At 71.6% G+C, this 25516-nt stretch carries 22 protein-coding genes and 1 tRNA gene; 16 read left to right on the top strand and 7 right to left on the bottom strand.

Features of this window, described 5'->3' with window-relative positions:
• Positions 1 to 22 precede the first annotated feature (22 nt).
• From BLW82_RS25275 to BLW82_RS25290, 4 genes are all read left to right on the top strand, one after another.
• Entirely contained in the window at positions 23 to 547 is a 525-nt protein-coding gene (locus BLW82_RS25275) for a DUF501 domain-containing protein (RefSeq protein WP_093502011.1), read from the top strand.
• Positions 548 to 747: 200 nt separating this feature from the next.
• Positions 748 to 1689 (top strand): Ppx/GppA phosphatase family protein, encoded by a 942-nt coding sequence (locus BLW82_RS25280; RefSeq protein ID WP_093502013.1) that lies wholly within the window; start codon positions 748 to 750, stop codon positions 1687 to 1689.
• A gap of 441 nt (positions 1690 to 2130) precedes the next feature.
• A complete protein-coding gene (locus tag BLW82_RS25285) occupies positions 2131 to 3510 on the top strand; it encodes an NAD(P)/FAD-dependent oxidoreductase (protein ID WP_093502015.1) in 1380 nt (459 codons plus the stop codon).
• 207 nt (positions 3511 to 3717) lie between these two features.
• Positions 3718 to 5007 carry an SAM-dependent methyltransferase gene (locus tag BLW82_RS25290; protein ID WP_093502017.1) on the top strand — a complete coding sequence of 430 codons (1290 nt, stop codon included), beginning with the start codon at positions 3718 to 3720 and terminating at the stop codon, positions 5005 to 5007.
• 75 nt (positions 5008 to 5082) lie between these two features.
• Here BLW82_RS25290 and BLW82_RS25295 read toward each other — a convergent pair whose 3' ends face one another.
• A complete protein-coding gene (locus BLW82_RS25295) occupies positions 5083 to 7611 on the bottom strand; it encodes an ABC transporter permease (protein ID WP_093502019.1) in 2529 nt (842 codons plus the stop codon).
• Positions 7611 to 8384 carry an ABC transporter ATP-binding protein gene (locus BLW82_RS25300; RefSeq protein WP_093502021.1) on the bottom strand — a complete coding sequence of 258 codons (774 nt, stop codon included), beginning with the start codon at positions 8382 to 8384 and terminating at the stop codon, positions 7611 to 7613. The genes BLW82_RS25295 and BLW82_RS25300 overlap by 1 nt, the downstream gene beginning before the upstream one ends.
• Before the next feature lie 412 nt (positions 8385 to 8796).
• On the opposite strand from BLW82_RS25300, the gene BLW82_RS25305 reads away from it, so the two are divergent.
• From BLW82_RS25305 to BLW82_RS25325, 5 genes are all read left to right on the top strand, one after another.
• Positions 8797 to 8879, top strand: a tRNA-Leu gene (locus tag BLW82_RS25305).
• A 410-nt stretch (positions 8880 to 9289) separates the two neighbouring features.
• The gene (locus BLW82_RS25310; RefSeq protein ID WP_093508255.1) at positions 9290 to 10858 is read left to right on the top strand and encodes a class I adenylate-forming enzyme family protein; all 1569 of its coding nucleotides are present in this window, start codon (positions 9290 to 9292) and stop codon (positions 10856 to 10858) included.
• Positions 10859 to 10941: 83 nt separating this feature from the next.
• Positions 10942 to 12171 carry a 5-aminolevulinate synthase gene (gene hemA / locus BLW82_RS25315; RefSeq protein ID WP_093502023.1) on the top strand — a complete coding sequence of 410 codons (1230 nt, stop codon included), beginning with the start codon at positions 10942 to 10944 and terminating at the stop codon, positions 12169 to 12171.
• A gap of 85 nt (positions 12172 to 12256) precedes the next feature.
• Positions 12257 to 13801, top strand: coding sequence for a long-chain-fatty-acid--CoA ligase (locus BLW82_RS25320; protein WP_093502025.1), 1545 nt, complete (start codon positions 12257 to 12259; stop codon positions 13799 to 13801).
• Between the two features lie 121 nt (positions 13802 to 13922).
• Positions 13923 to 15443 carry an MDR family MFS transporter gene (locus BLW82_RS25325; protein ID WP_218162380.1) on the top strand — a complete coding sequence of 507 codons (1521 nt, stop codon included), beginning with the start codon at positions 13923 to 13925 and terminating at the stop codon, positions 15441 to 15443.
• Positions 15444 to 15495: 52 nt separating this feature from the next.
• Here BLW82_RS25325 and BLW82_RS25330 read toward each other — a convergent pair whose 3' ends face one another.
• From BLW82_RS25330 to BLW82_RS25350, 5 genes are read right to left on the bottom strand one after another with little or no spacing between them, the layout of a single operon-like run.
• Complete coding sequence (locus tag BLW82_RS25330; RefSeq protein WP_093502027.1) at positions 15496 to 15798, bottom strand: chorismate mutase family protein; 303 nt, start codon at positions 15796 to 15798, stop codon at positions 15496 to 15498.
• The gene (locus BLW82_RS25335) at positions 15795 to 16226 is read right to left on the bottom strand and encodes a MaoC/PaaZ C-terminal domain-containing protein (RefSeq protein WP_093502028.1); all 432 of its coding nucleotides are present in this window, start codon (positions 16224 to 16226) and stop codon (positions 15795 to 15797) included. The genes BLW82_RS25330 and BLW82_RS25335 overlap by 4 nt, the downstream gene beginning before the upstream one ends.
• Positions 16223 to 16681 (bottom strand): MaoC family dehydratase N-terminal domain-containing protein, encoded by a 459-nt coding sequence (locus tag BLW82_RS25340; protein WP_093502030.1) that lies wholly within the window; start codon positions 16679 to 16681, stop codon positions 16223 to 16225. The genes BLW82_RS25335 and BLW82_RS25340 overlap by 4 nt, the downstream gene beginning before the upstream one ends.
• The gene (locus BLW82_RS25345; RefSeq protein WP_093502032.1) at positions 16678 to 18090 is read right to left on the bottom strand and encodes a class I adenylate-forming enzyme family protein; all 1413 of its coding nucleotides are present in this window, start codon (positions 18088 to 18090) and stop codon (positions 16678 to 16680) included. The genes BLW82_RS25340 and BLW82_RS25345 overlap by 4 nt, the downstream gene beginning before the upstream one ends.
• A 27-nt stretch (positions 18091 to 18117) precedes the next feature.
• Positions 18118 to 19236: a 3-dehydroquinate synthase II family protein gene (locus BLW82_RS25350; protein ID WP_093502034.1), complete on the bottom strand. Its 1119-nt coding sequence runs from the start codon at positions 19234 to 19236 to the stop codon at positions 18118 to 18120.
• 261 nt (positions 19237 to 19497) lie between these two features.
• Between BLW82_RS25350 and BLW82_RS25355 the strand changes: the two genes are divergently transcribed.
• The 7 genes from BLW82_RS25355 (at position 19498) to BLW82_RS25385 (ending at position 25472) form a co-directional block, all read left to right on the top strand.
• A complete protein-coding gene (locus BLW82_RS25355; RefSeq protein WP_093502036.1) occupies positions 19498 to 20310 on the top strand; it encodes a 2-amino-3,7-dideoxy-D-threo-hept-6-ulosonate synthase in 813 nt (270 codons plus the stop codon).
• 63 nt (positions 20311 to 20373) lie between these two features.
• The gene (locus tag BLW82_RS25360; protein WP_093502038.1) at positions 20374 to 20652 is read left to right on the top strand and encodes an acyl carrier protein; all 279 of its coding nucleotides are present in this window, start codon (positions 20374 to 20376) and stop codon (positions 20650 to 20652) included.
• On the top strand, positions 20649 to 20897 hold the full coding sequence (locus BLW82_RS25365; RefSeq protein ID WP_143063715.1) for a hypothetical protein: 249 nt from the start codon (positions 20649 to 20651) through the stop codon (positions 20895 to 20897). Before BLW82_RS25360 ends, BLW82_RS25365 begins: the two co-directional genes overlap by 4 nt.
• A complete protein-coding gene (locus tag BLW82_RS25370) occupies positions 20887 to 22080 on the top strand; it encodes a beta-ketoacyl-[acyl-carrier-protein] synthase family protein (protein ID WP_093502041.1) in 1194 nt (397 codons plus the stop codon). The genes BLW82_RS25365 and BLW82_RS25370 overlap by 11 nt, the downstream gene beginning before the upstream one ends.
• Positions 22077 to 22958, top strand: a complete 882-nt coding sequence (locus BLW82_RS25375) for a beta-ketoacyl synthase chain length factor (protein WP_256215952.1) — start codon at positions 22077 to 22079, stop codon at positions 22956 to 22958. The genes BLW82_RS25370 and BLW82_RS25375 overlap by 4 nt, the downstream gene beginning before the upstream one ends.
• 98 nt (positions 22959 to 23056) lie before the next feature.
• The gene (locus tag BLW82_RS25380; RefSeq protein WP_256216230.1) at positions 23057 to 24298 is read left to right on the top strand and encodes an FAD-dependent oxidoreductase; all 1242 of its coding nucleotides are present in this window, start codon (positions 23057 to 23059) and stop codon (positions 24296 to 24298) included.
• 22 nt (positions 24299 to 24320) lie between these two features.
• Positions 24321 to 25472, top strand: coding sequence for an LLM class flavin-dependent oxidoreductase (locus BLW82_RS25385; RefSeq protein ID WP_093502045.1), 1152 nt, complete (start codon positions 24321 to 24323; stop codon positions 25470 to 25472).
• Positions 25473 to 25516 lie beyond the last annotated feature (44 nt).

Below are 25516 nucleotides of genomic sequence, written 5' to 3' on the forward strand. Positions count from 1 at the left end.
GAAAGCCACGCAGAACACAGTCATGCACACGCCTCCGCCCTCCACCCCGCGCACCGAGCCGACCGACGCGGACGTCGAGGCCTTCAAGCAGCAGCTCGGGCGGCCTCCGCGCGGGCTGCGGGCGATCGCGCACCGGTGCCCGTGCGGGCAGCCGGACGTCGTGGAGACCGCGCCGCGGCTGCCGGACGGGACGCCGTTCCCGACGCTGTACTACCTGACGTGCCCGAAGGCCGCCTCCGCGATCGGGACCCTGGAGGCCAACGGCGTCATGAAGGAGATGACAGCGCGGCTGGAGAGCGATCCGGAGCTGGCGGCGGCGTACCGGGCCGCGCACGAGGACTACATCCGGCGCCGGGACGAGATCGAGGAGCTGACGGGCTTTCCCAGCGCCGGGGGGATGCCGGACCGGGTGAAGTGCCTGCACGTGCTCGTGGCGCACTCCCTGGCCGCCGGGCCCGGCGTGAACCCGCTGGGCGACGAGGCGATCGCCATGCTGCCGGAGTGGTGGGCCAAGGGGGCGTGTGTGGTGCTCCCGGCCGAGCACTGACCGCCGGACAGGTCGCCCGCCCCGGGGGCTCCGCCCCCGGACCCCCGGACCTCCGGGTCCCTCGCCCACCCACCACCCGACTCGGTCGATTGAACAGGTACCGCCCCGACCGGGTCGGTTGAATGGGTGCCGCCCCTGCTCGGCCGACACGGCTCGGCTGGGCCGGCCGAGCCTTCACGAACAGACAAGGAACCCACGCCATGCCCCGCGTCGCCGCCATCGATTGCGGAACCAACTCCATCCGGCTGCTCGTCGCCGACGCGGACCCGGAGACGGGCGAGCTCGTCGATCTGGACCGGCGGATGGTGATCGTGCGGCTCGGGCAGGGGGTGGACCGGACCGGGCGGCTGGCCCCGGAGGCGCTGCAGCGGACGTTCGCGGCCTGCCGGGAGTACGCGGCGGTCATCAAGGAGTACGGGGCGGAGCGGCTGCGGTTCGTGGCCACCTCGGCCTCCCGTGACGCCGAGAACCGGGACGAGTTCGTGCGCGGTGTGCTGGAGATCCTCGGTGTCGAGCCGGAGGTCATCAGCGGCGACCAGGAGGCCGAGTTCTCCTTCACCGGCGCCACCCGGGAGCTGAGCGGCCGCGAGGACCTCGCGAAGCCGTTCCTCGTCGTGGACATCGGCGGCGGCTCGACGGAGTTCGTCGTGGGCGACGCCCACGTGCGGGCCGCGCGGTCCGTGGACGTCGGGTGCGTGCGGATGACCGAGCGGCACCTCGTGCACGAGGGGCACGTCAGCGACCCGCCGACCGAGGCCGAGATCGCCGCCATGCGGGCCGACATCGAGCGCGCCCTGGACCTCGCGGAGGAGACCGTGCCGCTCCGTGCGGCGCGCACCCTGGTCGGTCTCGCCGGGTCGGTCACGACCCTCGCCGCCATCCACCAGGAGCTGCCGGAGTACGACTCCGCCGCGATCCACCACTCCCGCATCCCCTACGTCCGGGTCCGGGAGATCACCGAATGGCTGCTGCGGTCGACGCACGCCGAGCGGGCGGCGATCCCCTCCATGCACCCCGGGCGGGTCGACATCATCGGGGCCGGCGCCCTCGTACTCCAGTCGATCATGGAACGGGTGGGTGCCGAGGAGGTCGTGGTGAGCGAGCACGACATTCTGGACGGCATCGCCTGGTCCGTCGCCTGACCCACAGATCGGCGTGATCCATCCTCGGATGAGCATGCGAATCGACGGGTGAGCGCCCCGAACGGCCTGTGACACGCCGTGCCACGACACCCCGGCGGAAAACTTCGTGAAGTTCTTCACAAGGAATTCGGTGCAGGTGGGGGGTCCGGTGGGCGGTCTTGGGCCGTTCGGGGGCTCAACAGGCCCGAGCGCGTGCTCAGGAGAGCGTTCGGAGGGGGGTCCGGGAGGCGCTCGTAAGGGTGACATCGGGTGCCCTCGCGGTGCCCCCGGAAGCCTGGAGAGGCAGCTCACACGGCATTGACAACGGGTCGTATCGGAAGTGGGTTCCCCCGGTCGACCATGACCTGTGTCACGTGGGCCGCGGAGTGTAGCACGACACCCGTGGAAGCTTGTGAAGGGGCGCACGAGCGGCCCCCCTGGGGCGGGTGGATACTCGATGCCATGAGCACCACGGAGCGTCCCAGGATCCTCGTAGTAGGCGGTGGGTACGTAGGCCTGTACGCAGCTCGGCGCATCCTCAAGAAGATGCGCTACGGCGAGGCGACCGTCACGGTCGTCGACCCCCGGTCGTACATGACCTACCAGCCCTTCCTCCCCGAAGCCGCCGCCGGCAGCATCTCCCCTCGGCACGTCGTCGTCCCGCTGCGACGCGTGCTGCCGAAGGCGGAGGTCCTCACCGGCCGGGTCACCACCATCGACCAGGACCGCAAGGTCGCCACGATCGCGCCGCTCGTCGGCGAGGCGTACGAGCTGCCTTTCGACTACCTGGTGATCGCGCTCGGCGCGGTCTCCCGCACCTTCCCGATCCCCGGCCTCGCCGAGCAGGGCATCGGCATGAAGGGCATCGAGGAGTCCATCGGCCTGCGCAACCACGTGCTTGAGCAGCTGGACAAGGCCGACTCCACGACCGACGAGGAGATCCGCCGCAAGGCGCTCACCTTCGTCTTCATCGGCGGTGGCTTCGCGGGCGCGGAGACCATCGGCGAGGTCGAGGACATGGCCCGCGACGCCGCCAAGTACTACAAGAACGTGTCCCGTGAGGACATGCGCTTCGTCCTCGTGGACGCCGCGGACAAGATCCTGCCCGAGGTCGGCCCCAAGCTCGGCCTGTACGGCAAGGAGCACCTGGAGAGCCGCGGCGTGGAGATCTACCTCTCCACCTCGATGGACTCCTGCGTCGACGGCCACGTGGTGCTGAAGAACGGCCTCGAGGTCGACTCCAACACGATCGTGTGGACGGCCGGCGTCAAGCCGAACCCGGCGCTGGCCCGCTTCGGCCTGCCGCTCGGCCCGCGCGGTCACGTCGACACCGCGCCGACCCTCCAGGTGCAGGGCACCGACTACATCTGGGCCGCGGGCGACAACGCCCAGGTGCCGGACGTCGCCGCCCGCAAGGCCGGCGTCGAGAACGCCTGGTGCCCGCCGAACGCGCAGCACGCGCTGCGCCAGGCCAAGGTCCTCGGCGACAACGTGGTCTCCGGTATGCGGGGCTTCCCGCAGAAGGAGTACAGCCACGCCAACAAGGGCGCGGTCGCCGGTCTGGGTCTGCACAAGGGCGTCGCGATGATCGTCCTGGGCAAGACGAAGATCAAGGTCAAGGGCCGTCTGGCCTGGTACATGCACCGCGGCTACCACGGTCTGGCCATGCCGACCTGGAACCGCAAGATCCGCATCTTCGCCGACTGGACGCTCGGCATGTTCCTCAAGCGCGAGGTCGTGTCCCTGGGTGCCATGGAGAACCCCCGCGAGGAGTTCTACGAGGCCGCCAAGCCCGCCCCGGTCGCCGCCCCGAAGGCCGAGGAGAAGGCCAAGGCCTCCTGACCCCGGTCACCGGTCGCTGAACCATCCGAAGGGCCTCCCGCCATCCGTGGTGCGGGAGGCCCTTCGGCGTTCCCGGACGCCGGCCCGATTACATGGCGGCTACATCTTTTTTGCCCGGTCGTAACTCCTTTGCGGGACTGCGCTGCTGCCCTCACGGTGTTTACGTGGTAACCGGCATCCGGGATCGATGTCTTGGAGGTGTGCGCCATGGCCGACGCCGCGTCGCGGCTGAGGAGTGTTGCCGAGCAGATGCTGGGAGCCCCGCTCCCGGTACGGCTGCGGGCCTGGGACGGATCGGAGGCCGGGCCGCCGGGTGCGCCGACGCTCGTCGTGCGCAACCGCCGCGCCCTGCGCCGCATGTTGTTCAAGCCGGGCGAACTGGGCCTGGCCCGCGCCTGGGTCGCCGGCGACCTGGACATCGAGGGCGACCTCTACGGCGCCCTCGCGGTGATGTCCGGGCTGATCTGGGAGCGCGGGGAGGACGGCCGCACCCTCGCGCAGGCGCTGCGCGACCCCGCCGTACGGGCCGCCGTCCGGGAGCTGGTGAAGCTCGCCGGGCCGCCCATCCCGCCCGCCCCGCCCCGCGAGGAGGTCCGCAGACCCCGCCATCTGCACACCCGCCGCAGTGACAAACAGGCCATCAGCCACCACTACGACGTCGGCAACGACTTCTACGAGCTCGTCCTCGGGCCGTCGATGGTGTACTCGTGCGCCTACTGGGAGGACGACGGCACCCTCGAGACCGCCCAGCGCGACAAGCTCGAACTCGTCTGCGCCAAGCTCGGCCTGAGACCCGGTCAGCGGCTGCTCGACGTCGGCTGCGGCTGGGGCTCCATGGCGATCCACGCGGCCCGCGAGCACGGCGTGGGCGTCGTCGGGGTCACCCTCTCGCAGGAGCAGGCCGCGTTCGCCCGCAAGCGGGTCGCTGACGAGGGTCTGACGGACCGGGTGGAGATCAGGGTCCAGGACTACCGGGACGTCCGCGACGGGCCGTACGACGCGATCTCGTCGATCGGGATGGCGGAGCACGTGGGGGCCGAACGGTACCTGGAGTACGCGGAGAACCTGTACGGGCTGCTGAAGCCCGGTGGGCGGCTGCTCAACCACCAGATCGCGCGGCGGCCGCAGCGCGACGAGTCGGCCTACGACGTCGACGAGTTCATCGACGCCTACGTCTTCCCGGACGGCGAGCTCGCCCCGGTCGGCACCACCGTCACCCAGCTGGAGCGGGCCGGGTTCGAGGTCCGGGACGTGGAGTCGATCCGCGAGCACTACGCCCGCACGCTGCGCCGGTGGGTGGTCAACCTGGAGGCCGACTGGCCGCGCGCGGTACGGATGACCAGCCCCGGCCGGGCCCGCGTCTGGCGGCTGTACATGGCCGCCTCCGCCCTGGCCTTCGAACACAACCGCATCGGCGTCAACCAGGTGCTGGCCGTCCGGACCCCGGACTCCGGCGCCTCCGGGCTGCCCCTGCGCACCCGTACCTGGAACAGCTGACGGCACCCGAAGGGGCCCCACGCTCGCCGTGGGGCCCCTTCACCGTAGGCACTGCTGCCGGCTGCCTGCCGTCCGCTACTCGGCCTTGATCGCCGCCAGCACGTTCAGCCGCGCCGCGCGGCGGGCCGGCCACAGGGCCGCCAGGACGCCGACCGTGCCGGCCAGGAGCAGGAAGACCGCCATCCTGGCCCAGGGCAGCACCAGTTCGTACGTCGGCATCCGCGAGCCGACCAGCCGGCCGGCCGCCCAGCCGAAGAACACGCCCAGGCCGAGGCCCAGCACGCCGCCGAAGAGCGAGATGACCAGCGACTCCAGGCGGACCATCCGCTTGACCGCCTTGCGGTCCAGGCCGATCGCGCGGAGCATGCCGATCTCCTGCGAGCGTTCGAACACCGACATGGCCAGGGTGTTGATGACACCCAGGACCGCGACGACGACGGCCATCGCGAGCAGGCCGTAGACCATGTTCAGGATCAGCGTGAACGCCTGTGCGATGGAGTCGGAGAGGTCCTGCTTGTCCTGGACCTTGATCGCCGGGTTGGAGCCGAGGGCCTTCTCCAGCCTGTCCTTGGTCGCGCTCGACGCGCCGTCCGCCGTCTTGACCATGACCTGCATGTCGGCGGGGTCGGTCTCGTGCGGGGTGAGGGTGGCGCTGTCGAGCATGATCCCGCGGATCACCTCGTTGCCCTTGTACACCCCGGCGACCGTCAGCCGCTGCGACTTCCCGTCCTCGTAGTGGACGGTGAAGCTCGAACCCGCCTTCCAGCCGTGCGACGTGGCGGTGTCGTCGTCCACGGTGACGTCCGAGCCGCCGACCCGGAAGGTACCGCCGGTCACGGTGAGGTCGGTGAGCTTCCCGATCGCCGAGCCGTCGACGCCGGTCAGGAACTCGGTCTCGCCGTCGATGCGGGAGGCCGCGTTGCCGAGCGGGCTGGAGGCGGTCACGCCGCCGGTCGCCGCGATTTTCTTCGCCACGTCGGGGGAGAGCGCGTTGCCGTTGGCCATCGAGACGATGTAGTCCGCCCGGATCGCCGAGCTCGCCATCTTGTCGATGGACTTCTGCAGGCTGCCCGCCATCACCGTCATGCCGGTGATCAGGGTCAGGCCGATCATCAGCGCGGAGGCGGTGGCGGCGGTACGGCGCGGGTTGCGCACCGAGTTCTGGCGCGCGAGCTTGCCGGAGACTCCGAACCCGCGCAGCAGCGGGGCCGCGGCCGCGATCAGCGGACGGGACAGCAGCGGGGTCAGGACAAAAACGCCGATGATGAGCAGGACCGCGCCGAAGCCCATCGGGGCCTGGCCGTCGCTGCCGCTCATCGTGGTCGCCGCCAGGATCACCACCACGCCCGCCGCCGAGAACAGGGCGCCGATCGTGTTGCGCAGCACCAGCGACTTGGTGGTCGGGGCGGCGTGCAGGGCGCTCATCGCGGCCACCGGCGGGATCTTCGCGGCGCGGCGGCCGGGCAGCCAGGCGGCCAGCATGGTGATGACGACGCCGACCGCGAGGGCGGCGGCCACCGTGCCGGGGCTGACGACCAGCGGGCCGTCCGGGACGGTCGCGCCGAACGAGCCCAGCAGCGAGCGCAGTCCGGCGCCGATGCCGATGCCGGCGACCAGACCGGTCACGCCGGCCACCGCGCCGACCACGAACGCCTCGATCAGCACCGAGCGGGTGACCTGGCGGCGGGAGGCGCCGACCGCGCGCAGCAGGGCCAGTTCCTTGGTGCGCTGGGCGACCAGCATGGTGAAGGTGTTGGCGATGATGAACGTGCCGACGAACAGCGCGATGCCGGCGAAGACCAGCAGGCCCGAGCGCAGGCCGCTCATGCTGCTGGAGATCTGCTGCGCCTGGTCGTCGGCGAGCTTGTGTCCGGTGGTGGTCTCCACGAGCTTCTTCGGCAGCGCCTGGTCCAGCTGGGACTTGAGGGCGGCCTGGCCGGTGCCCGCCTTCGCGGTCACGTCGATCTCGTCGTACGTGCCCTTCGTGCCGAACAGCTGCTGCGCGGTCGCCGTGTCGAAGAGGGCGAGGCTGCCGCCGGCCGCGACGTTGCCGTCGTCGGTGGTGAAGATGCCGGCGACGGTGGGGGTGAGGACCGGGCCGTTCACCGAGATGCGCACGGTGTCGCCGACCTTGTAGCCGGCCCGTTCGGCGGTCCTGGAGTCGATCAGGACCTCGTCCCTGCCGTGCGGCGCGTGGCCGCTGACGAGCGGGTACCGGGTGTCCTTGGCGCCCCAGTAGTTGCCGCCCTCGGACTGCCACCCGCCGCCGATCAGCTTGCCGTGCCTGTCGGCGATCGCTGTGAAGCCGGAGACGACGCCGGTGGCGGAGGCGGCCCCGGGGACCTTCGCGGCCTTGTCGAGGAGGGCCTGGGTGAGGTCGGGCGTCCTGCCGACCTTGTCGCCCTTGGAGTCCTGGTACTTGGCCTGGACGGCCACGTCGACGCCGTCGAAGCCCTTGGCGGAGCTGTTCTGGTAGGCGTCCGAGATGGTGTTGGTGAAGACCAGGGTGCCGGAGACGAACGCGACGCCGAGCATGACGGCGAGCACGGTCATCAGCAGCCGGGCCTTGTGCGCGAGGACGTTGCGCAGGGCGGTGCGGAACATCAGCTGGTCCGGCCCTTCGCGTCGAACTGCTTCATGAAGTCGAGGACCGTCTCGGCCGTCGGGCGGTACATCTCGTCGACGATCCGGCCGTCGGCCAGGAAGACCACGCGGTCGGCGTACGCGGCCGCCACCGGGTCGTGGGTGACCATGACGACGGTCTGACCCAGCTCCCGCACCGAGTTGCGCAGGAAGCCCAGCACCTCGGCGCCGGAGCGGGAGTCGAGGTTCCCGGTCGGCTCGTCACCGAAGATGATCTCCGGCCGGGAGGCGAGGGCGCGGGCCACGGCGACGCGCTGCTGCTGGCCGCCGGAGAGCTGCGAGGGACGGTGGCCGAGCCGGTCCCGGAGGCCGACCATCTCGATCACGTTCTCCAGCCACTGCTTGTCCGGTTTCCGACCCGCGATGTCCATCGGGAGGGTGATGTTCTCCAGCGCGGTCAGCGTCGGCAGCAGGTTGAACGCCTGGAAGATGAAGCCGATCTTGTCCCGGCGCAGCCTGGTCAGCTGCTTGTCCTTCAGGGAGCCCAGCTCGGTGTCGCCGATCCGCACGGAACCGGAGGAGAAGGTGTCGAGGCCGGCCACGCAGTGCATCAGCGTGGACTTGCCGGAGCCGGACGGCCCCATGATCGCGGTGAACTCGGCCTGCCGGAACTCGACGGTGACCCGGTCCAGGGCGACCACCTGGGTCTCGCCCTGGCCGTAGATCTTCGAGAGGTCCGTGGCACGTGCGGCCACGGAAGTGGTCCGCCGGTCGGCGATAGGTGTGGTGGACACGGAAGGGCGCTCCTGTCGGGACGACGGCGTTCATGGGGACCACACCATCGTCTCGGCCGAACCGGCCCGTGTAGTCAGCCGCAGTTCCGGTTCCGGGGGGCGACCGAGGGGGGACCGGCGGGGTGCCGGGTCATACCTGGGGATGACACCGGACCCCGAGACCAGGATCCGGAACCAGGCGCTCCCAGTCGTCGAGAACAGGTGGAGCCCCCTTGTTCGGACGGTGAAATTCCGTCATTCCGTGTACGCGCCCACCCACCGCGCGTAACGCTATTGGCAAGTGCGGATGGCTCGTTCCGGGTGCTGATGCACCCTCAGACGTCAATAAAATAAGACAACATCGGGTCGCCCGTCCGCTGTTCGGGGGACGCCTCCCGATAGGGTCGGAGCCTCGTAGCGGAGCCCATGGCCTGCCCGGATGGTGGAATGCAGACACGGCGAGCTTAAACCTCGCTGCCCCTCGCGGGCGTACCGGTTCAAGTCCGGTTCCGGGCACTTTCGCTGCCATTGCGCCGTTCCTGCCCATACGGCAGGTCGGCGCCGTCGCTCTCGTGTCCCTCGGTGACACGTGTCGGTGCTGAAGCCGCCGAAGTCCTTCGGGAACCCGCACGGCCCGCCGTCCGGCACCCCGCGGCATCACGCCGAAGCCGAAGCCCCCTCGAGCCGTGCCGTGCCCTGCTGTCCCGCCGACACCCGCCCGCCCCGCTGCCGACGCGGTCCGTTCGGGGTGGCCGGCCTACGCGGTCGTGCACTGCTCGATCGGTCACCGGGGTGGCGCCGGTCGCTCGTTCAGGCACGCCGATCGCACATTGTCGCCCTGTTCGACCAGCGGAAAGCTGACATGCGTCGGTGGAGGACAGCGGTGGCCCGTTCGGCGGGGCGTCGCGCGCTGAATCGAGGTGACCATGGGTGCTGCGGAAGACCGGCGCGCAATACCGGGAGGCTATGCCGCCGGGATCAGGTCGCTGCTGGACGCCGCGCCGGACCGGCCCGCCGTGCACTGGCGGGGGCGGGTGGTCTCGGCGGGGGAGCTCGCCGGGGCCGTGGCCGGCGCGGCGCGCACCCTGCGTGGACTCGGGGTGGGCCCTGGCGGTGTCGTCGGGGTCCTGGTCGCGCCCAACAGCCCCGACATGCTCGTCGCGCGCTACGCGGCCCATCTCCTGGGCGCCGCCGTCACCTACCTGCGGTCCACCAACCCCGGCACGACCGTCCCTGTCCTGTCCCCCGAGGCGCAACTGCGCATCCTGCTGGACAGTTCGGCCGACGTCCTGTTCACCGACACCGCGAACGCCGGCCGCGCGCAGGACCTGGCCGAGCGGATGAGCCGCCGCCCGCCGGTCACCGGATTCGGTGTCGGGGCACCCGGAGCCGTACCCGTCGATCCCGCGGACCGCCGGGACCTCGGCACGCTCACTCCGGCGGATCCGCAGACGCTTGCCGCGATCGTGTTCACCAGCGGAAGCACCGGTCACCCCAAGGGCATCCGCCTGTCGATGCGCGCCTGGGACAGCCTCGTCAGCGCGACGGCGGCGGCGGTGACCGAGCCCGACCCGCGGATTCTCGTCGTCACCCCCCTCAGCCACACGGCCGGGCCGATGGCCGACGCGGTCCTCGCCGTCGGCGGGACCGTCTTCCTGCACGAGGAGTTCGACCCCGCGAGGGCCCTGCGCGCCGTGGCGGAGCACCGGATCACCCGGACCTTCATGGCCACGCCCCACCTGTACCGGGCCGCGGACCACGCCCGCGCCGAGCCGGCCGATCTCTCCTCGCTGCGGCAGCTGATCTACAGCGGCAGCGCCGCGGCGCCCGCGCGGATCGAGGAGGCCGCGGCGGTCTTCGGGCCGGTGCTGGTCCAGGGCTACGGGACCACCGAGGGCGGCCGGATCACCATGCTCGACCCGGGCGAGCACCAGGACCCGCACCTGCGGTCGACCGTGGGCCGCACCTTCCCGGAGACCGAGGTCAAGGTCTGCGACCCCCACTCCGGTGCGGGGCTGGCGGTCGGCCTCACCGGGGAGGTGTGGGTGCGTTCGCCGCACGTGATGGACGGTTACCTCGGGGACCCCGCACTGACCGCACAGGTCCTGCGCGACGGGTGGTACCGCACGGGCGACATCGGGCGTCTCGACGAACGGGGCTATCTCCACCTCCTGGACCGGGTCGCGGACATGGTCAAGACCGCAGGCGTCAAGGTCTATCCGGCCGTGGTGGAGCGGGAGATCGCCGCTCTCCCCGACGTCGCGCACGTCGCCGTCTACGGCGTCCGCGACGCGGACCACGTCGAGCACGTGCACGCCGCGATCGTGCCGAGGCCCGGAGCACGGATCAGGCCCGACACCGTGCGCTCCCACATCAGCGCGGCCCTGTCCGCCGCACACGCCCCCGAGGAGATCCGGTTCCTCGAGGAGCTGCCGCTCAATGACTCGGGCAAGCCGGACAAGCGGCGCCTGCGCCTGCTCGGATCCGCCCGCTGAGTCACCGCACGAACCCTCTCCCTCCGGCTCCCTCGGACGTCGGCGAATGCTCAACGACCTTTACCAGAAAGCGAGTTCGCACAATGACCCAGCATCTGGACTTCTTTGCGAGCGAGATGAAGGAGTTCGCCGACCACAAGCGCTCCTTCCTGGAGATCGGCCGCCGCGCCGGACGGTTCCCCAGCGCGATGGCCAGGACCGGTACCGGCGGCCCGGATCTGGAGGTCAGCGTCTGGTGCAGCAACGACTACCTCGGCATGGGGCAGAACCCCGCGGTGCTGGAGGCGATGAAGACGGCGCTCGACGCGTTCGGCGCGGGCTCCGGCGGCTCGCGCAACATCGGCGGCACCAACCACTTCCACGTGCTGCTCGAGAAGGAACTCGCGGCCCTGCACGGCAAGGAAGCCGCGCTGATCTTCAGCTCCGGCTACACCGCGAACGACGGCGCCCTGTCCGTCCTCGCCGGCCGCATGCCCGGCACGCTGGTCTTCTCGGACGAGCTGAACCACGCCTCCATCATCGACGGACTGCGCCACAGCGGCGCCGAGAAGCGCATCTTCCGCCACAACGACGTGGCGCACCTGGAGGAGCTGCTCGCCGCAGCCGACCCGGACCGCCCCAAGATGATCGTCCTGGAGTCGGTCTACTCCATGTCCGGTGACATGGCCCCGCTCCACGAGGTCGCCGCCGTCGCCAAGCGGTACGGCGCCACGACGTTCATCGACGAGGTGCACGCGGTCGGCATGTACGGGCCGGAGGGAGCCGGCATCGCCGCTCGCGACGGAATCGCCGACGACTTCACCGTCATCATGGGCACGCTGGCCAAGGGGTTCGGCACCGCCGGCGGCTACATCGCCGGGCCCGCCCCGCTGATCGAGGCGGTCCGCAGCTTCTCCCGTTCGTTCATCTTCACCACCTCCCTGCCGCCGGCGCTCGCCGCGGGGGCGCTCGCCGCGGTCCGGCACCTGCGTTCCTCCGACGCCGAGCGGACCCGGCTCCGGGACAACGCCCGGTTGCTGCACCGCCTGCTCGACGAGCAGAGCATCCCGTACGTCTCACCGATGTCCCACATCGTCTCCGTCTTCGTCGGTGACGACGCGCTCTGCCGGCAGGCCTCCGCACTGCTGCTCGAGCGCCACGGCATCTACGTCCAGGCGATCAACGCGCCCAGCGTGCGGGCCGGCGAGGAGATCCTCCGGGTCGCCCCCTCGGCCACGCACACCTCCAGCGATGTCGAGAAGTTCGTCGAGGCGCTCGGCGGCATCTGGCAGGAGCTGGACATCCCCCGGAAGCAGGTCGCGCACGCCCGGTGACCCGCACCCCCTGGAGCACCCCGGACCGCGTGTCCGGGGTGCTCCGCATGACGGCGCACGACGAGCACTGAGGAGCGGAGGCCCCATGTCCCTGTCGGTAGCGGCCATACTCGCCGAGTCGGCGGCCCGGCGACCGGACCATCCGGCGGTCGTCTTCGGCACAGCGGAGGTGACGTACGGTCAACTCTGGCTGAACGCAAGAAAATACGCGGCGGCACTGGCCGGTCTGGGGGTCGGCCCGAACAGCCGGGTGGCGCTGCTGCTCGGCAACTCGCCCGAGTTCCCGATGGTCTACTTCGGCGTGCTGGCGCTCGGTGCGGTGGTGGTGCCCGTGCACGCGCTGCTCAAGGCGTCCGAGGTCGAGTACGTCCTGCGCGACAGCGGCGCCACGGCCCTGGTCTGCGCCGGATCGCTGCTCGCGGAGGGGGAGCAGGGCGCCGAGGGCGCCGGGGTGCCACTGGTCACGGTCCTCGCGGACGACGACGGCAGCGCAGAGCCGCGCCTCGACGTGCTCGCGCGGCAGGCGGCCCCGGTCGACGGCTACGCGCTCCGCGAGCCGAGCGATCTCGCGGTGGTCCTCTACACCTCCGGGACCACCGGACGCCCCAAGGGGGCGATGCTGACGCACCACAACATCACGATGAACGTCGACGTCGGCATGGTCTCCCCGTTCGACTTCCGCGCCGACGACGTGCTGCTCGGCTGTCTGCCGCTGTTCCACACCTTCGGGCAGATCTGCGGGATGAGCACCTGCTTCCGGGCCGGCGCCACCATGGTGCTGATGGAGCGGTTCGACGCCGGACGCGCTCTCGATCTCATGGTCGAGCACCGGTGCTCGGTGTTCATGGGCGTCCCCACGATGTACATCGCGCTCCTCGAAGCCGCCACGCTGGACTCCCGGCGACCGCCGCTCGACCGCGCCTTCTCCGGAGGCTCGGCGCTCCCGGTCACCGTGCTCGACGAGTTCCAGCAGGTCTTCGACTGCCCCGTCTACGAGGGGTACGGCCTCACCGAGACGTCCCCGGTGGTCGCGTACAACCAGAAGGCCTGGCCGCGCCGGCCGGGCACGGTGGGGCTGCCGATCCGGGGCGTCGACGTCGAGATCGCCAGGGCCGACCTGGAGGGCCGGATCGAGCTGATGCCGGCGGGCACGGTGGGCGAGATCGTCGTCCGCGGCCACAACGTGATGGCCGGATACCTCAACCGGCCCGAGGCGACCGCGGAGGTGCTGGTGGACGGCTGGTTCCGGTCGGGCGACCTGGGGGTGAAGGACCGGGACGGCTACCTGTCCGTGGTGGACCGGAAGAAGGACATGGTCGTGCGGGGCGGGTACAACGTGTACCCCCGCGAGGTCGAGGAGGTGCTCGTGCGCCACCCGGCCGTCGCCCAGGTCGCCGTCGTCGGTCTGCCGGACGACGTGCACGGCGAGGAGGTCTGCGCCGTGGTGGTGGTGCGGCCGGGCGTCCGGCCGGAGCCGCGGCTCGGCGCGGAGATCGTGGCCTGGAGCAAGGAGCGGCTCGCCGCGTACAAGTACCCCCGCCGGGTGGAGTTCCTCGATGCCTTCCCGCTCGGCCCCAGCGGAAAGGTCCTGAAACGTGAACTGACGGCTCTGCTCGGCGCCCGGCCCTGACTTTCCCTGCCGCCCCGCCGCCTTGCCGCGCCCGGCCCCCCTCTCCACGACACGTGTTGCACAGACAACACGTGTCGTGGAAGGATCTGGAGCTGGAATCCTCGGAAGGGAAGAGACACCCATGAGCATGGACAATGCGGCGCCGCCGACGGCCGCGGCCGACGCCGAGCGCATCGGCCCGGATCTCTGGTGGCTCACTGGCATCCTGGTGCTGGGAGGCTTCGCCACCCTGCTGGACAGCACGATCGTCAACGTCGCGGTCGGCACTCTCGCCAAGGAGTTCGACGCCGGGCTGTCCGCCGTCCAGTGGTCCGTGACCGGCTATCTGCTGGCCCTGTGCATGACCATCCCGCTCAGCGGATGGGCGGTCGAACGCTTCGGCGCCAAGCAGACCTGGCTGTTCTCGCAGGTGGTGTTCCTCGCCGGATCACTGCTCGCCGGGCTCTCGTGGTCGGTCCAGAGCCTGATCGTCTTCCGTGTGCTCCAGGGCGTCGGCGGCGGCCTGGTGATGCCGGTCGGTCAGTCGCTGCTGGCCCAGGCGGCGGGTACCAAGCGGCTCGGCCGGCTGATGGGCATCGTCTCGATCCCCGCGATGTTCGCCCCGGTCGTCGGACCGACGCTCGGCGGAGTCGTCATCGACCACATCGGCTGGCGGTGGATCTTCTACCTCAACCTGCCGCTCGGCCTCGCGACCATCGTGTTCTCCCTCATGAAGATCAGCAACGTCGTCGCCCCGGGCAGGTCCCGGCTCGACGTCCTGGGCCTCGCACTCCTCGCGCCCGGCCTCGGCGCCTTCCTGTACGGCCTGTCCGAGGTGGGCAGCGAGGGCGGCTTCGACAACGACGCCACGATCGCCGGACTCGTCGTCGGGGCGGTACTGATCCTCGCCTTCTGCGGGCACGCGCTGCGCACCCGCTTCGCGCCCCTGATGGACCTGAGGCTGTTCAAGGAGCGCAACTTCAGGAGCGGCACGTCGGCCACCTTCTTCCTGAGCATGGCGATGTTCGGGGCGATGATCCCGCTTCCCCTGTACTTCCAGCTCGTGCGCGGGGCGGACGTCATGGAGTCCGGCCTCCTGCTGATGCCGCAGAGCATCGGCTACTTCCTCGCCATCGTGGTGGTCGGGAAGCTCACGGCCGCGCTCGGGGCCCGTTCGGTCAGCATCGCGGGCGTCTTCCTGGCCGTGATCGGCACCGTTCCGTTCGGGCTGATCACGGCCGACAGCAGCAAGGTCCTGCTCTGCTCGTCCATGGTCGTACGCGGGTTCGGGTTCGGCGCCGCCATGCTGCCCTGCATGACCACGGCCTACTCGGGCCTGAAGTCCGCCTCGGTGCCGCACGCGACCAGCGCCTTCAACATCTTCCAGCGGATCGGCGCGTCCCTCGGCACGGCCGCCCTCGCCGTGGTGCTCCAGAAGCGCGCCACGGACGAACTGGACGGCCGTGCCGCGGGGCTGACCCAGGTCCTGCCGGGCAGCGACATCGCCCACTCGCTGGCGGGCGCCTTCTCGGTCACCTTCTGGTGGGCCCTCGGGCTGACCGTGCTGGCGCTCCTGCCGTGCGTCACGCTGCCGGGCCGGGTACCGCGCAACGACTCGGCGCCCGCCTCCCGGACCGCGCAGCTGACCGAACCCGCGGTCTGACCCGGAACGGACCGGGGCCCGGCATGCACGCGCATGCCGGGCCCCAGTCCGTTCACCCGTGTGCCGGGCCGGCGGGCGGATCCTTGGCGGCCGCCCGCTCCCCGGCCCGGCCCAGCCCGAGGAGCAGCAGTGCCAGCGAGGTGCCGGACCGGCCGAGCGCCGAGTGGTAGAGCCGCAGCACGGCGTTCTCCCGGGAGAGATCGACGCCGGGCGCACCGAGGTCCCGGCTCAGCGAGGCGAGTTCCGCAGCCGCCTCGGTCCGCTGCTGGATCAGGTCGATCAGCGACCGGTCCAGCTCCCCGATGTACTCGTGCTGCTTCGCGATGCGCTCGTCGCCTGCCCGGACCCGGCTCATGCGCCGGCTCCGGGCAGCCGGACGAAGGCCTCGCCGCGCACGGTGACCGGACCGTCCTCGATGCGGACCGTGACGGCCAGCCGGGCCCGGCGCACCGCCCCGTCCACGTCGATCGCCGTGACCCGAGCCGTGCAGCGGAGCCGGGCGTGGACCGGGGTCACCGCCGAGAAGCGGACCCGGAAGGACAGCAGGTCCCCGATCGGCACCCAGGTGGTGAGCAGACGCCCGAGCAGTGCCATGGACAGCATGCCGTGGGCGATCACGTCGTCCAGGCCCGCCGCACGGGCCGCGTCCGAGTCGATGTGGATCGGGTTGTGGTCGCCGGAGGCGCCCGCGAAGAGCGCCAGCAGTGCCCGGCTGACGTGCAGCTCCGGCAGTTCGGGCAGTTCGGTGCCGACGTCGGCGGCCGCCAGGGAGAAGAGGGTCATGATGCCTCCTCGCCGGAGTCCGGGGAACGTACGGCTATCACCTGGTGGAGGTCGGCCACCGGCTCGCCGTCGGCGCCGGTCACCGCCGTGTCGCGCACGACGAACTCCAGCGCCCCGCCCTTGCGGGAGTAGATGTCCGTGATCACCGGGGCGAAGACGAGGGTCTCTCCCGCGTACGCCGTCCGGTGGTAGACGAACCCCTGTTCCACGTGGAGGACCCGGGAGAGGTCCACACCCATCTCCGTCAGCAGGTCCGACGGATCCGCAAGGTCGAGGCCGAAGAGGAACGTCGGAGGCACCGGCAGGTCCGGATGCCCGGCCCGGCGGGCGGCGTCCGGGTCGGTGAACACCGGTCCGGGCGCCCCCACCACCTGGTGGAACATCAGCAGTCTGCCCCGCTCCACGTCCACCGGGAACGGTTCGGACCTGGTTCCCAGGAACTTCGGATCGATCACCGGATCACCGCCGGACGGTCCTTCTCCCGTGCCGAGTGCAGCAGTTCACGGTTGCGGATCAGCTTGCCGTTGCTGGTGCGCGGCAGCGCCGCGGAGCTGAAGTGGAAGGCCCTGGGAATCTTGTGCGGGCTCAGCCGCCCCCGGCACCAGTCCAGCAGTTCCCGCTTCGGCAGGCCGCCGTCCGCGACCAGGTGGGCCTCGATCGCCTCACCGAAGACCACGACCGCCTCACTGACGGCCGGATGTTCCAGCAGCGCCAGCTCGACCTCCATGAGGTCGACCTTCAGCCCGCCGATCGCCACCAGCGAGTCGGCCCGCCCGGTGATCTCCAGCACCCCGGAGCCGGGCCGGAGCGTGCAGCGGTCGTACGTGTTCAGCCAGCCGTCCGTGTACCGGTCGGTGCGGTCGGCGTGCAGGTACGGGTTCTCGGACAGCCGCACCCGCAGCGTCCCGTCCGTGACCGCGGTCTCGATGCCCGGCGCGGGCAGCCCCACCGCCGGCGAGCCGTGCCGCCCCGTCAGATCGGTCGCGATGATGCCGACCTCGGTCATGCCGTACGCCTGCCCGATCCGGACGCCGTGCCGCTCCGCGAAGCGGGCCGACACCTCGGACGGCATCGCCTCGCCGCCGGAGACGGCCAGCCGCAGGGCCGGCAGGGACGGCACCGTCGCGGCCCGGCTCAGCAGGTCGAAGTGGACCGGTACCCCGAACACCGCGTCCACCGGGCGGTCGGCCATCAGCCTCAGCAGCTCGTACGGCTGCGGTCGCGCGGCGAAGTGCAGCGTGACCCCGGTGGACAGCGCGTGCAGCACCCCGCCGATCAGACCGAAGGAGTGCACCAGCGAGCTGAGCAGCAGCAGGTTCTCACCGCGTTTCGGCATGTCGGGGAGGGCCGCGAAGCGTTCCACCTCCGCGAGCAGCGACCGGCCGGTACGGCCGATCACCTTGGGCAGCCCGGTGGAGCCCGAGCTGAACTGGAGCAGGCAGTGCTCGCTCTGCGCGGCCCGGCCGGTCGGGCGGCGCTCCACCACCACCTCGCACTCGTCCCGGAACACGGCCGTGGACCGGCCGGCGGTGCCGGACGTCAGGTGGAACTGCGGCTCGCACAGCTCCAGCAGCCTGGTGGTCTCGGCGGGCGTCAGCCGCGGGTCGAGGAGCATGACCTGCGCGCCCGCGGACCACAGGGCGAACACCGACCAGAGCAGGGTGAAACTCGGCGGTACCTGGACGGCGACCGTGCCGCCGCCTCGCACCCCGTGCGCCCGCAGGGTGCCGAGCGTGCGCTCGGTCTCGGCCTGCAGCCGTGCGCGGGGGACCACGGTCTCGCCGTGGGCCCACACCTCGTCGAAACGTTCCTTGTCCGACAGGAGAGCGGCGAGCCAGGCGCTGAAGTCCGTGGCGGCAGCCATCGCGTCATCCTTCCGTCAGGAATCCCGTCACTTCTCGATGCAGAACTCGCCCACCGGCCAGCCGACATGACGCTTGTCGGTGGCGAGGTAGCCGAGCAGCTTGTCGCCGGGCTTGAGTTCGGTGCAGTTGAGCACCGCCGCACCGGGGCCGAGCACCCGGACGTGCCAGTCGTCCTGCAGCGTGAGGCTGACCTCGACACCGCTCTCCGACTTCGCCCGGATCGTCAGCAGCGGACGCGACTCCAGCTTCACCCGGCCCACGACGATCCGCCGGGTCCGCCCGTCGGCGGTGACACCGAGCACCGTGCTGCCGGCCTTGAGCTCACTGAGGTAGTTCGTGCGGTTGTCCGCCCCGAGGACGTAGGAGTGCAGGGCACCCGCGTTCACCCGGAACGGCCGGGTCGGCATGTACGGCAGCGGATGGGTCTCGCTCACGCACAGCACGAAGCCGTGCGCGTACGAGCCGACGAGGATGCCCTCGTCCTTCTCGAAGTGCGTGCAGGTGTCGACGCACACCCGGTCGCCGAGGCCGTTGTGCTCGATGGACTCCACGGTCAGGGTGGTCAGTTCGAGGTCCGGCGTGGTGCTCGCCAGCAGCGAGGTGAGGCCGAAGACGTCGTTGGCGTCCTTGGGAGCCAGCAGCAGGCCGTCCGAGCCCTTCTCCAGGACGTCCACGATGATGCCCGCCTCCTCCAGGTCGGCGGCCTCGCATATGAGCCGCCCGGGGGACTTGTCGGCGGCCGCGATCACGATCTCCAGCGGGATCTTGGTGGGATCGCGGAACTTCACCACCGTGTACTCCAACGCCTGGGCCGCGGCGCAGGCCACCTTGAGCGTGGGGTCGTCGACGACCTCCACGAGGGCGCCTGTCCGGTCGGGCCGCTCGGCCGCGGCCAGCTTGAGCTTCTCCAGCTCCGCCGTGCTGCCGACCCGGGTGAGCACCACGTCGGCGATGTCGGCGGCCTCCGGCGCGAGCACCGCGCCCGGCTCGGCGACCAGCAGCTTCTGCACCGTCGGCGGCAGGGTCGCGAGCGTCTCGAGCCGGTCGTCCAGCACGCCGGCCAGCCGGGCGTGAACCGTCGCGTCCACGATCGACTCCCGCTGGTCGGCGGCGACGGAGCGGAGATCAACCCATGCGAATTTCACAACTACCATCCCTACGGTCGGCACGCTTGACTGGCAGAACCCTCGCACCGGGCGCCGGCGGCCGACATGCTCGACAGGGCTGCTCGACCGGCTCCGGTCGCCCAGGCCCCCACCTGCCTGTCCGGCTACCTCCATCGCGCTGCCCGCGGCTCCCTTACAGACGCTCCATTCGGGGGCTGTCCCGCCCTTGCGTTCGCGCCAGACTCCAGATGCCTGCCGAGGCGTGGCGACATCCTCATGCAAACCAGGAGTTGATGGAGTATGACTGCACGGTCCGACGGCCTCGCCGTTCGGCTGGCCCGGCTCTCCCGGCACCGGGACGGGCGCTTCTTCTTCGTACCGATGGACCACTCGGTGGCGGACGGCCCGATCGTCGGCGCCGCCCGCTTCAACGGGCTGGTGGGTGACGTGGTGGCGGGCGGAGCCGACGCGATCGTCGTGCACAAGGGACGGGCCAGGACGGTCGATCCGCGGCTGCTCCGCGAGTGCGCCCTGATCGTCCACCTCAGTGCCAGCACCCCGCACGCGCTCGACGGCCATGCGAAGGTCCTGGTCGGTGACGTCGAAGAGGCCGTACGGCTCGGCGCGGACGCGGTGAGCGTGCACGTCAACATCGGATCCGACACCGAGGCCGCGCAGCTCGCGGACCTCGGTTCGGTGGCCGACGCCTGCCAGCGGTGGAACGTTCCGCTGCTGGCCATGGTCTACCCGCGCGGCCCGCGGATCGCCGACCCGCACGACCCCACGCTGCTCGCCCACGTGGTGAACGTGGCCGCCGATCTCGGCGCCACCCTGGTGAAGACCGCCTGGCCGGAACCGCTCGACCGGATGGCCGAGATCGTCGAGAGCTGCCCGATCCCGGTACTGCTCGCGGGCGGGCCGGCGCGGGGAGCCGCGCTCAACGAGTTCGCTGCCTCCGTCATGGCCGCCGGCGGCAGCGGGCTCGCCGTGGGCCGCGGCGTCTTCCAGCACGCCGAGCCCGTCAAGGCGGTCCGGGAGCTCGCCTCGGTGATCCACGGCATGCCCGACTCCGCGGAACTGCTGACCGGCCGGGTCCCGGCCGTCGTGCGGTGAGCGGGCGCTCCACACGGCCCCCGACTCCCGCTTCTCCTCACCCGACTGCCGAAGGAACGACCCATGCATGATGAGACCCGCGCGTTCGTGCTCACCGTGGTGCGCGACGTGATCAACCTGCCGCTCCCGGACCGGATCGACGATCGCACACCGCTGGGCGACGGCGGCCTGGGCCTGGAGTCCCTCGCCACGATCGAGCTGATGCTCCAGCTGGAGGGCGAGTACGACATCGAGCTCCCGGAGTCGGAGCTGGACCCCGAGGTGGTCTCCACCCTCGGCGACCTCGTGGCGCTGGTGGTGGAGCGGCGGTCCCGCGTCACCGCGGGCGGGGCGGCTCAGTGATCTCGGTCCGGGACGTCGTAGGGATGCTCCGCGACTGCGGGGTGCTCACCGAGGACTCCGCCGACGACGAGGAGTTCGTCCTCGACTCGATGACCCTGGTCTGGCTGGTGCACCTGCTCCAGGAGGAGCACGGCATCACGATCCGGCCGGACGAGGAGGAGGAGCTGGCCTCCTGCGCCTCGGCGGGCGAACTCCACCGCCGGCTCACCCGCATCACGTCCCAGGAGGTCGTCCATGACGCATGAGGTGGCGATCACTGGATTCGGTGTGTTCACCGCCTTCGGCTTCGGCGCCGAGGCCCTGCGCGACGGCGTGTTCGGCGGGCGGCCCGGATTCACGCCGGTCACCCGGTTCGACCCGGCCCCCTACCGGGCCACGTACGCCGGTACCTACGAGGGCGACGGACCGTCCGTCCCGGACGTGCCGGTGAAGCCCGGCTACACCCCGTCCCAGTCGGAGCTGCTGGAGGCGTGCGCCGTCGAGGCCCTCCGGATGGCGGGGACCGACGGAGCCGGCGCGCCGGTCCTGCTCGGCACGAACGGCGACTACGCGGCGGCCCGTTCCTTCTGGGAGGACCGGGCCGCCGGGCACGAGCCGGTGGACCGGCGCATGCTGGACAGCCTGCCGGCCCGGCTCGCACACCGGTTGGGGGAGCGACTCGGCCTGGGCCGGCCCAGGCTCGCGTTCGTGAACGCGTGCGTCGCCTCCACCAACGCGATCGCGCACGGTGCGGAGCTGATCAGGAGCGGCGCCGCGCACACCGTCGTCTGCGGCGGGGCGTACCTGGTCACCGAAGACGTCTTCGCCAAGTTCGACTCGGGCAAGGCGCTCAGCCGGCGGGATGCCGTCCGCCCCTTCTCGGCCGACCGGGACGGCCTGCTGCAGGGCGACGGGGTGGCGGTGCTGGTCCTGGAGGACGCCGCCCGCGCCCGTGCCCGCGGGAGCGAGGTGCTGGCCCGCGTCACCGGGTGGGGCATGGCGGCCGACGCCCACCATGTCATCCAGCCGCACCCGCAGGGCCTCGGCCTCGCGGCGGCCGCCGGTGCCGCACTGCGGCGTGCCGGAGTCGAGCCGGGGCAACTCGGCTACGTCAACGCGCACGGCACGGGAACCCCGCTGAACGATGTGGCGGAGACCGCCGCGCTGCACCGGATCCTGCGCCGGCACACGGCAGAGGTGCCGGTCAGCTCCACCAAGAGCAGCACCGGCCACATGCTGGAGGCCACCGGGGCCGTCGAGGCCGTGATCACCCTGCTCGCCCTGCGCGACGGCGTACTGCCGCCCACCGCGGGCCTGACCGACCCGGATCCGGCTTGCGACCTGCACCACGTACCCGGTACGGCCCGTCCGGCGCGCATCGAGCGCGCGCTCTCCCTCAACGCCGCCTTCGGCGGGGTCAACGCGGCGCTCCTGCTGGAGCGCGCATGACGGCCCGCGCCACGTACCGCGAGAGCGGCCCCGGCCGGCTGCCGCAGCTCCGAGAGGACCCCAGCATGCCCACCGTGCTCAGCAAGCCGCGTGCGATCGCGAGCGCGGCCTGCCGGACTCCCTGGGGAGAGGCGGCGGCCGGCCTTCCCGGCGCCGCCGAGGTCGAACTGCCCAAGGTGGTCGGCTTCGTGGTCTCCCGGTTCAGCCCGCTGGTCCACGACGTGGTGACCGCCTGCCTCGGCGAGCCGGGCTCGACGGACGACCTGGTCGGCGCCGCCGGACCCCGGACGGCCGTCGTACTGGCCACCCTGTTCGGCGACACCACGACCACGGACACCGCGACCCAGCGCCTGGTGGCCGGCCAGGTGCACAGTCCCCTGCTGTTCTTCCAGTCCGTCACCACGTCGATCCTCGGTCACCTGACCAAGCGGTACGGCATCACCGGACAGCTCACCTGCCTCTCCGCCGGCGGTGACCTGGCCACCGAGGCCTTCCGCGCGGCCGACCTGCTGCTCGACCAGGACGCCGTGGAACAGGTCCTGGTGATCGGGGTGGAGACGGCACCGGGCGAGCGGGCCACCTGGGTGCACGGCCGCACCGCGGCCGAGGACGGCCTCGACGCGCTGCCGGCCGGGGACGCGGCGGTGGCCCTGCTGCTGCGCCGTACCGGGACCGGCCTGCCCGAGCTGTGCGGCCTGCCGGAGGAGCCGGACCGGCCGGCCGGTCCGACGGTGCCGTGGAGCGCGCCGTTCGGCTGGCTGCGGGCCCTGGTCGAGACGGCGCAGGCCGCCGACCGGGTGCGGAGCGGTCGCGTGACGCAGACGGTGATCCACAGCACCGGACCCGACCGCTTCCGCGTCGGGCCCCTCGCCCCGTGACATTCCCCGGGAGCGGCACGAAGGGCCACGAGCACGGCGCGCGAGGACGGCGCACGAGCACAGTCACGAGTACGAGAGGAAGTGTGTCCACCTTGAAGGTGCCCCCTCCGTCGGAGGAACCCGAAGAGAACGAGCCCGCTCCCGACTGCTGTGTGGTCGGCGCGGGCCCGGCCGGCCTGCTGGCGGCGCTGCTGCTCGGCCGCCGGGGCCGGCGGGTCACCGTCCTGGAGCGTCGGCCGGATCCGGCCGGCGCCGCACCGGCGGCCGGCGGATCCGTCATCGTCCAGCCCGTCACCCTGGGCCTGCTGGACCAGGTCGGCCTGCTCGGCCCCGCCTCGGCCGGCGCCGGCCGGCTGCTGGGCGCCGAGGCCTATTTCGGCGGCGGCCTCGCGGGCCGGTACCGGTACGAGGAACTCGCCGGCTGCCCCGTCCCTTACGCGCTGTCGCTGCGGCCCGGGGCGCTGCTCGCCGGGATGCTGGCCGAGCTGGCCGAGCTGCCCAACGTGCGGCTGGTCTGGGGCGCCGAGGTCGAAGGGCTCGGCGGACCTCCGGGCGGCCCCCGCTCGCTGACGGTGCGTACGGCCGCCGGGACCAAGGAGTACCGGCCGACGTACCTGCTCGCCGCAGACGGCCGCAACTCCGTCGTCCGCGAGCTGGCCGGGATCGGCGCCGACGTCACGGCGTCGGGCGGCGGGTACCTGGACGCGGGCGTGCCGATCCCGCCGGACTGGGACGAGCTGACCCGGGCGCACTTCGGCGCGCACGGCTATCTGCTGGAGACCCGCCGGGGCGAGGACGGACTGGTGATCGTGTGGATCACCGACGCGGCCACGGCGGCAGGCGTGCTCGACGGCCCGGTCGAGGGCCTGGTGAAGGTGTGGTCCGACGTGGTGCCCCGGCTCGCGCCCTGGCTCGCCGAGCACATCACGGACTGGGACCAGGTACGCCGCGTCCAGCACTTCTCGGTCCGGGCCGAGACCTGGACGTCGGGCAACGTGGTGCTGCTCGGCGACAGCGCACACGGCATGCACGCCTTCGCCGGCCAGGGCATGAACACCTCGCTCCAGGACGCCGTCTGCCTGGCGGAGGCCGTCGACCTGGCCCTGAGCGGGCAGGGGACCCAGGGGCTCGACGAGTTCGAGCGGGCTCGCCGTCCCTACATCGAGGGACTCCAGTCGCTCCAGGCCACCAACACCCCCGCGAGCGCGGACCAGGCGGCACCGGAGCGGGAGCGGGCTCCCGAATTCGAGGTGCTCGCACTGGGCCAGCCCGAGATCAGGCCGCTGCTGGCGCGGGCCATGGCGAACCAGGCGCGGTCCGGCGCCGGCGCGAACCACTGACACACCACAGAAGGAGCCTCAGATGGACCGGATCGGCTTCGGTGCCTTCCTCTCGCCGCTCCACCCGCTCGGCGAGGACCCGACCCTGACCATGTGGCGGGACATGGAGCTGATCGAGTGGCTCGACCAGCTCGGTTTCGACGAGTTCTGGGTGGGCGAGCACCACTCGGCGGGCTGGGGGACGATCAGCTCGCCCGAGCTCTTCATCGCCGCGGCCGCGGAGCGCACCCGCCACATCAGGCTGGGTACCGGGGTCACCAGCCTCCCGTACCACCACCCGTTCATGGTCGCCTCGCGCGCCGTCCAGCTCGACCACATGACGCGGGGCCGCTTCATGCTCGGGGTCGGCGCCGGATCGCTCCCCTCCGACATGCACATCCTCGGCATCGACCCGGTGGACACCCGCCCGCGTACCGCCGAGTCCCTGGAGGTGATTCTTCATCTGCTCAACAGTGAGGAGCCGCTGACCCGGCGCACCGACTGGTTCGAACTGCGCGACGCCAGGCTCCAGGTGCGCCCGTACTCCCGCGCCGGCCTGCCGGTCGCGGTCTCCAGCGCCTCCTCGCCGAGCGGGATGCGGCTGGCGGGGCAGCACGGCATCAGCCCGCTCTCGCTGGGCACACCGCGTCCGGGCACCTCGCCGAGCGACCTGCGCGCGCAGTGGCAGCACGCCGAGGAGGCCGCCGCCGAGCACGGCCGTACCGCGAACCGCGCCGACTGGCGGATCACCCTTCCGGTGCACATCGCCGAGACGAGGGAGGAGGCGTTCCGCGACGTCGTCGAGGGCTGGCTGCGGTATCGCAACGAGTACTGGGCGCAGACCCTCGGCCTGCCGATCGCGCTGTCGCGGGCCGACGCCCGCAAGGCGCTGGAGGCGGCGGTCGACAACCACGGCGCGATCATCGGCTCGGTCGACGACGCCATCCAGGCGGTGGAGCGCGTCCAGGAGGCCACCGGCGGTTTCGGCCGGCTCCTGGTCACGGTCCAGGACTGGGCGCCACGGGAGCGGATGAAGCACAGCTTCGAGCTGCTCGCCCGGTTCGTCGCGCCCCGTTTCAACGGCTCGCTGCGCGGGCTGACGGCGTCTCAGGAGTGGACCTCGCAGCAGACCCGCGCCTGGGCCGAGCAGCACGGTGCCACGTTGCTCGGCCGCCCGGTGGCCGCGCCGAAATAGCCGCACGGCAGGTGACGGCAGCGCGCGGCGGCCCCCGGACCACT

Source organism: Streptomyces sp. Ag109_O5-10, assembly GCF_900105755.1.
Classification (GTDB): domain Bacteria; phylum Actinomycetota; class Actinomycetes; order Streptomycetales; family Streptomycetaceae; genus Streptomyces.

Excerpts from the sequence above, each read along its gene's own strand:
- BLW82_RS25335 (WP_093502028.1), bottom strand. The coding sequence starts at position 16,226 with ATGACCCTCTTCTCCCTGGCGGCCGCCGACGTCGGCACCGAACTGCCC.
- BLW82_RS25385 (WP_093502045.1), top strand. The coding sequence starts at position 24,321 with ATGGACCGGATCGGCTTCGGTGCCTTCCTCTCGCCGCTCCACCCGCTC.
- BLW82_RS25295 (WP_093502019.1), bottom strand. The coding sequence starts at position 7,611 with ATGTTCCGCACCGCCCTGCGCAACGTCCTCGCGCACAAGGCCCGGCTG.
- BLW82_RS25320 (WP_093502025.1), top strand. The coding sequence starts at position 12,257 with ATGTCCCTGTCGGTAGCGGCCATACTCGCCGAGTCGGCGGCCCGGCGA.
- BLW82_RS25375 (WP_256215952.1), top strand. The coding sequence starts at position 22,077 with ATGACGGCCCGCGCCACGTACCGCGAGAGCGGCCCCGGCCGGCTGCCG.
- BLW82_RS25275 (WP_093502011.1), top strand. The coding sequence starts at position 23 with ATGCACACGCCTCCGCCCTCCACCCCGCGCACCGAGCCGACCGACGCG.
- BLW82_RS25370 (WP_093502041.1), top strand. The coding sequence starts at position 20,887 with ATGACGCATGAGGTGGCGATCACTGGATTCGGTGTGTTCACCGCCTTC.
- BLW82_RS25290 (WP_093502017.1), top strand. The coding sequence starts at position 3,718 with ATGGCCGACGCCGCGTCGCGGCTGAGGAGTGTTGCCGAGCAGATGCTG.
- BLW82_RS25330 (WP_093502027.1), bottom strand. The coding sequence starts at position 15,798 with ATGAGCCGGGTCCGGGCAGGCGACGAGCGCATCGCGAAGCAGCACGAG.
- BLW82_RS25285 (WP_093502015.1), top strand. The coding sequence starts at position 2,131 with ATGAGCACCACGGAGCGTCCCAGGATCCTCGTAGTAGGCGGTGGGTAC.
- BLW82_RS25355 (WP_093502036.1), top strand. The coding sequence starts at position 19,498 with ATGACTGCACGGTCCGACGGCCTCGCCGTTCGGCTGGCCCGGCTCTCC.
- BLW82_RS25360 (WP_093502038.1), top strand. The coding sequence starts at position 20,374 with ATGCATGATGAGACCCGCGCGTTCGTGCTCACCGTGGTGCGCGACGTG.
- BLW82_RS25345 (WP_093502032.1), bottom strand. The coding sequence starts at position 18,090 with ATGGCTGCCGCCACGGACTTCAGCGCCTGGCTCGCCGCTCTCCTGTCG.
- BLW82_RS25280 (WP_093502013.1), top strand. The coding sequence starts at position 748 with ATGCCCCGCGTCGCCGCCATCGATTGCGGAACCAACTCCATCCGGCTG.
- hemA (WP_093502023.1), top strand. The coding sequence starts at position 10,942 with ATGACCCAGCATCTGGACTTCTTTGCGAGCGAGATGAAGGAGTTCGCC.
- BLW82_RS25310 (WP_093508255.1), top strand. The coding sequence starts at position 9,290 with ATGGGTGCTGCGGAAGACCGGCGCGCAATACCGGGAGGCTATGCCGCC.
- BLW82_RS25325 (WP_218162380.1), top strand. The coding sequence starts at position 13,923 with ATGAGCATGGACAATGCGGCGCCGCCGACGGCCGCGGCCGACGCCGAG.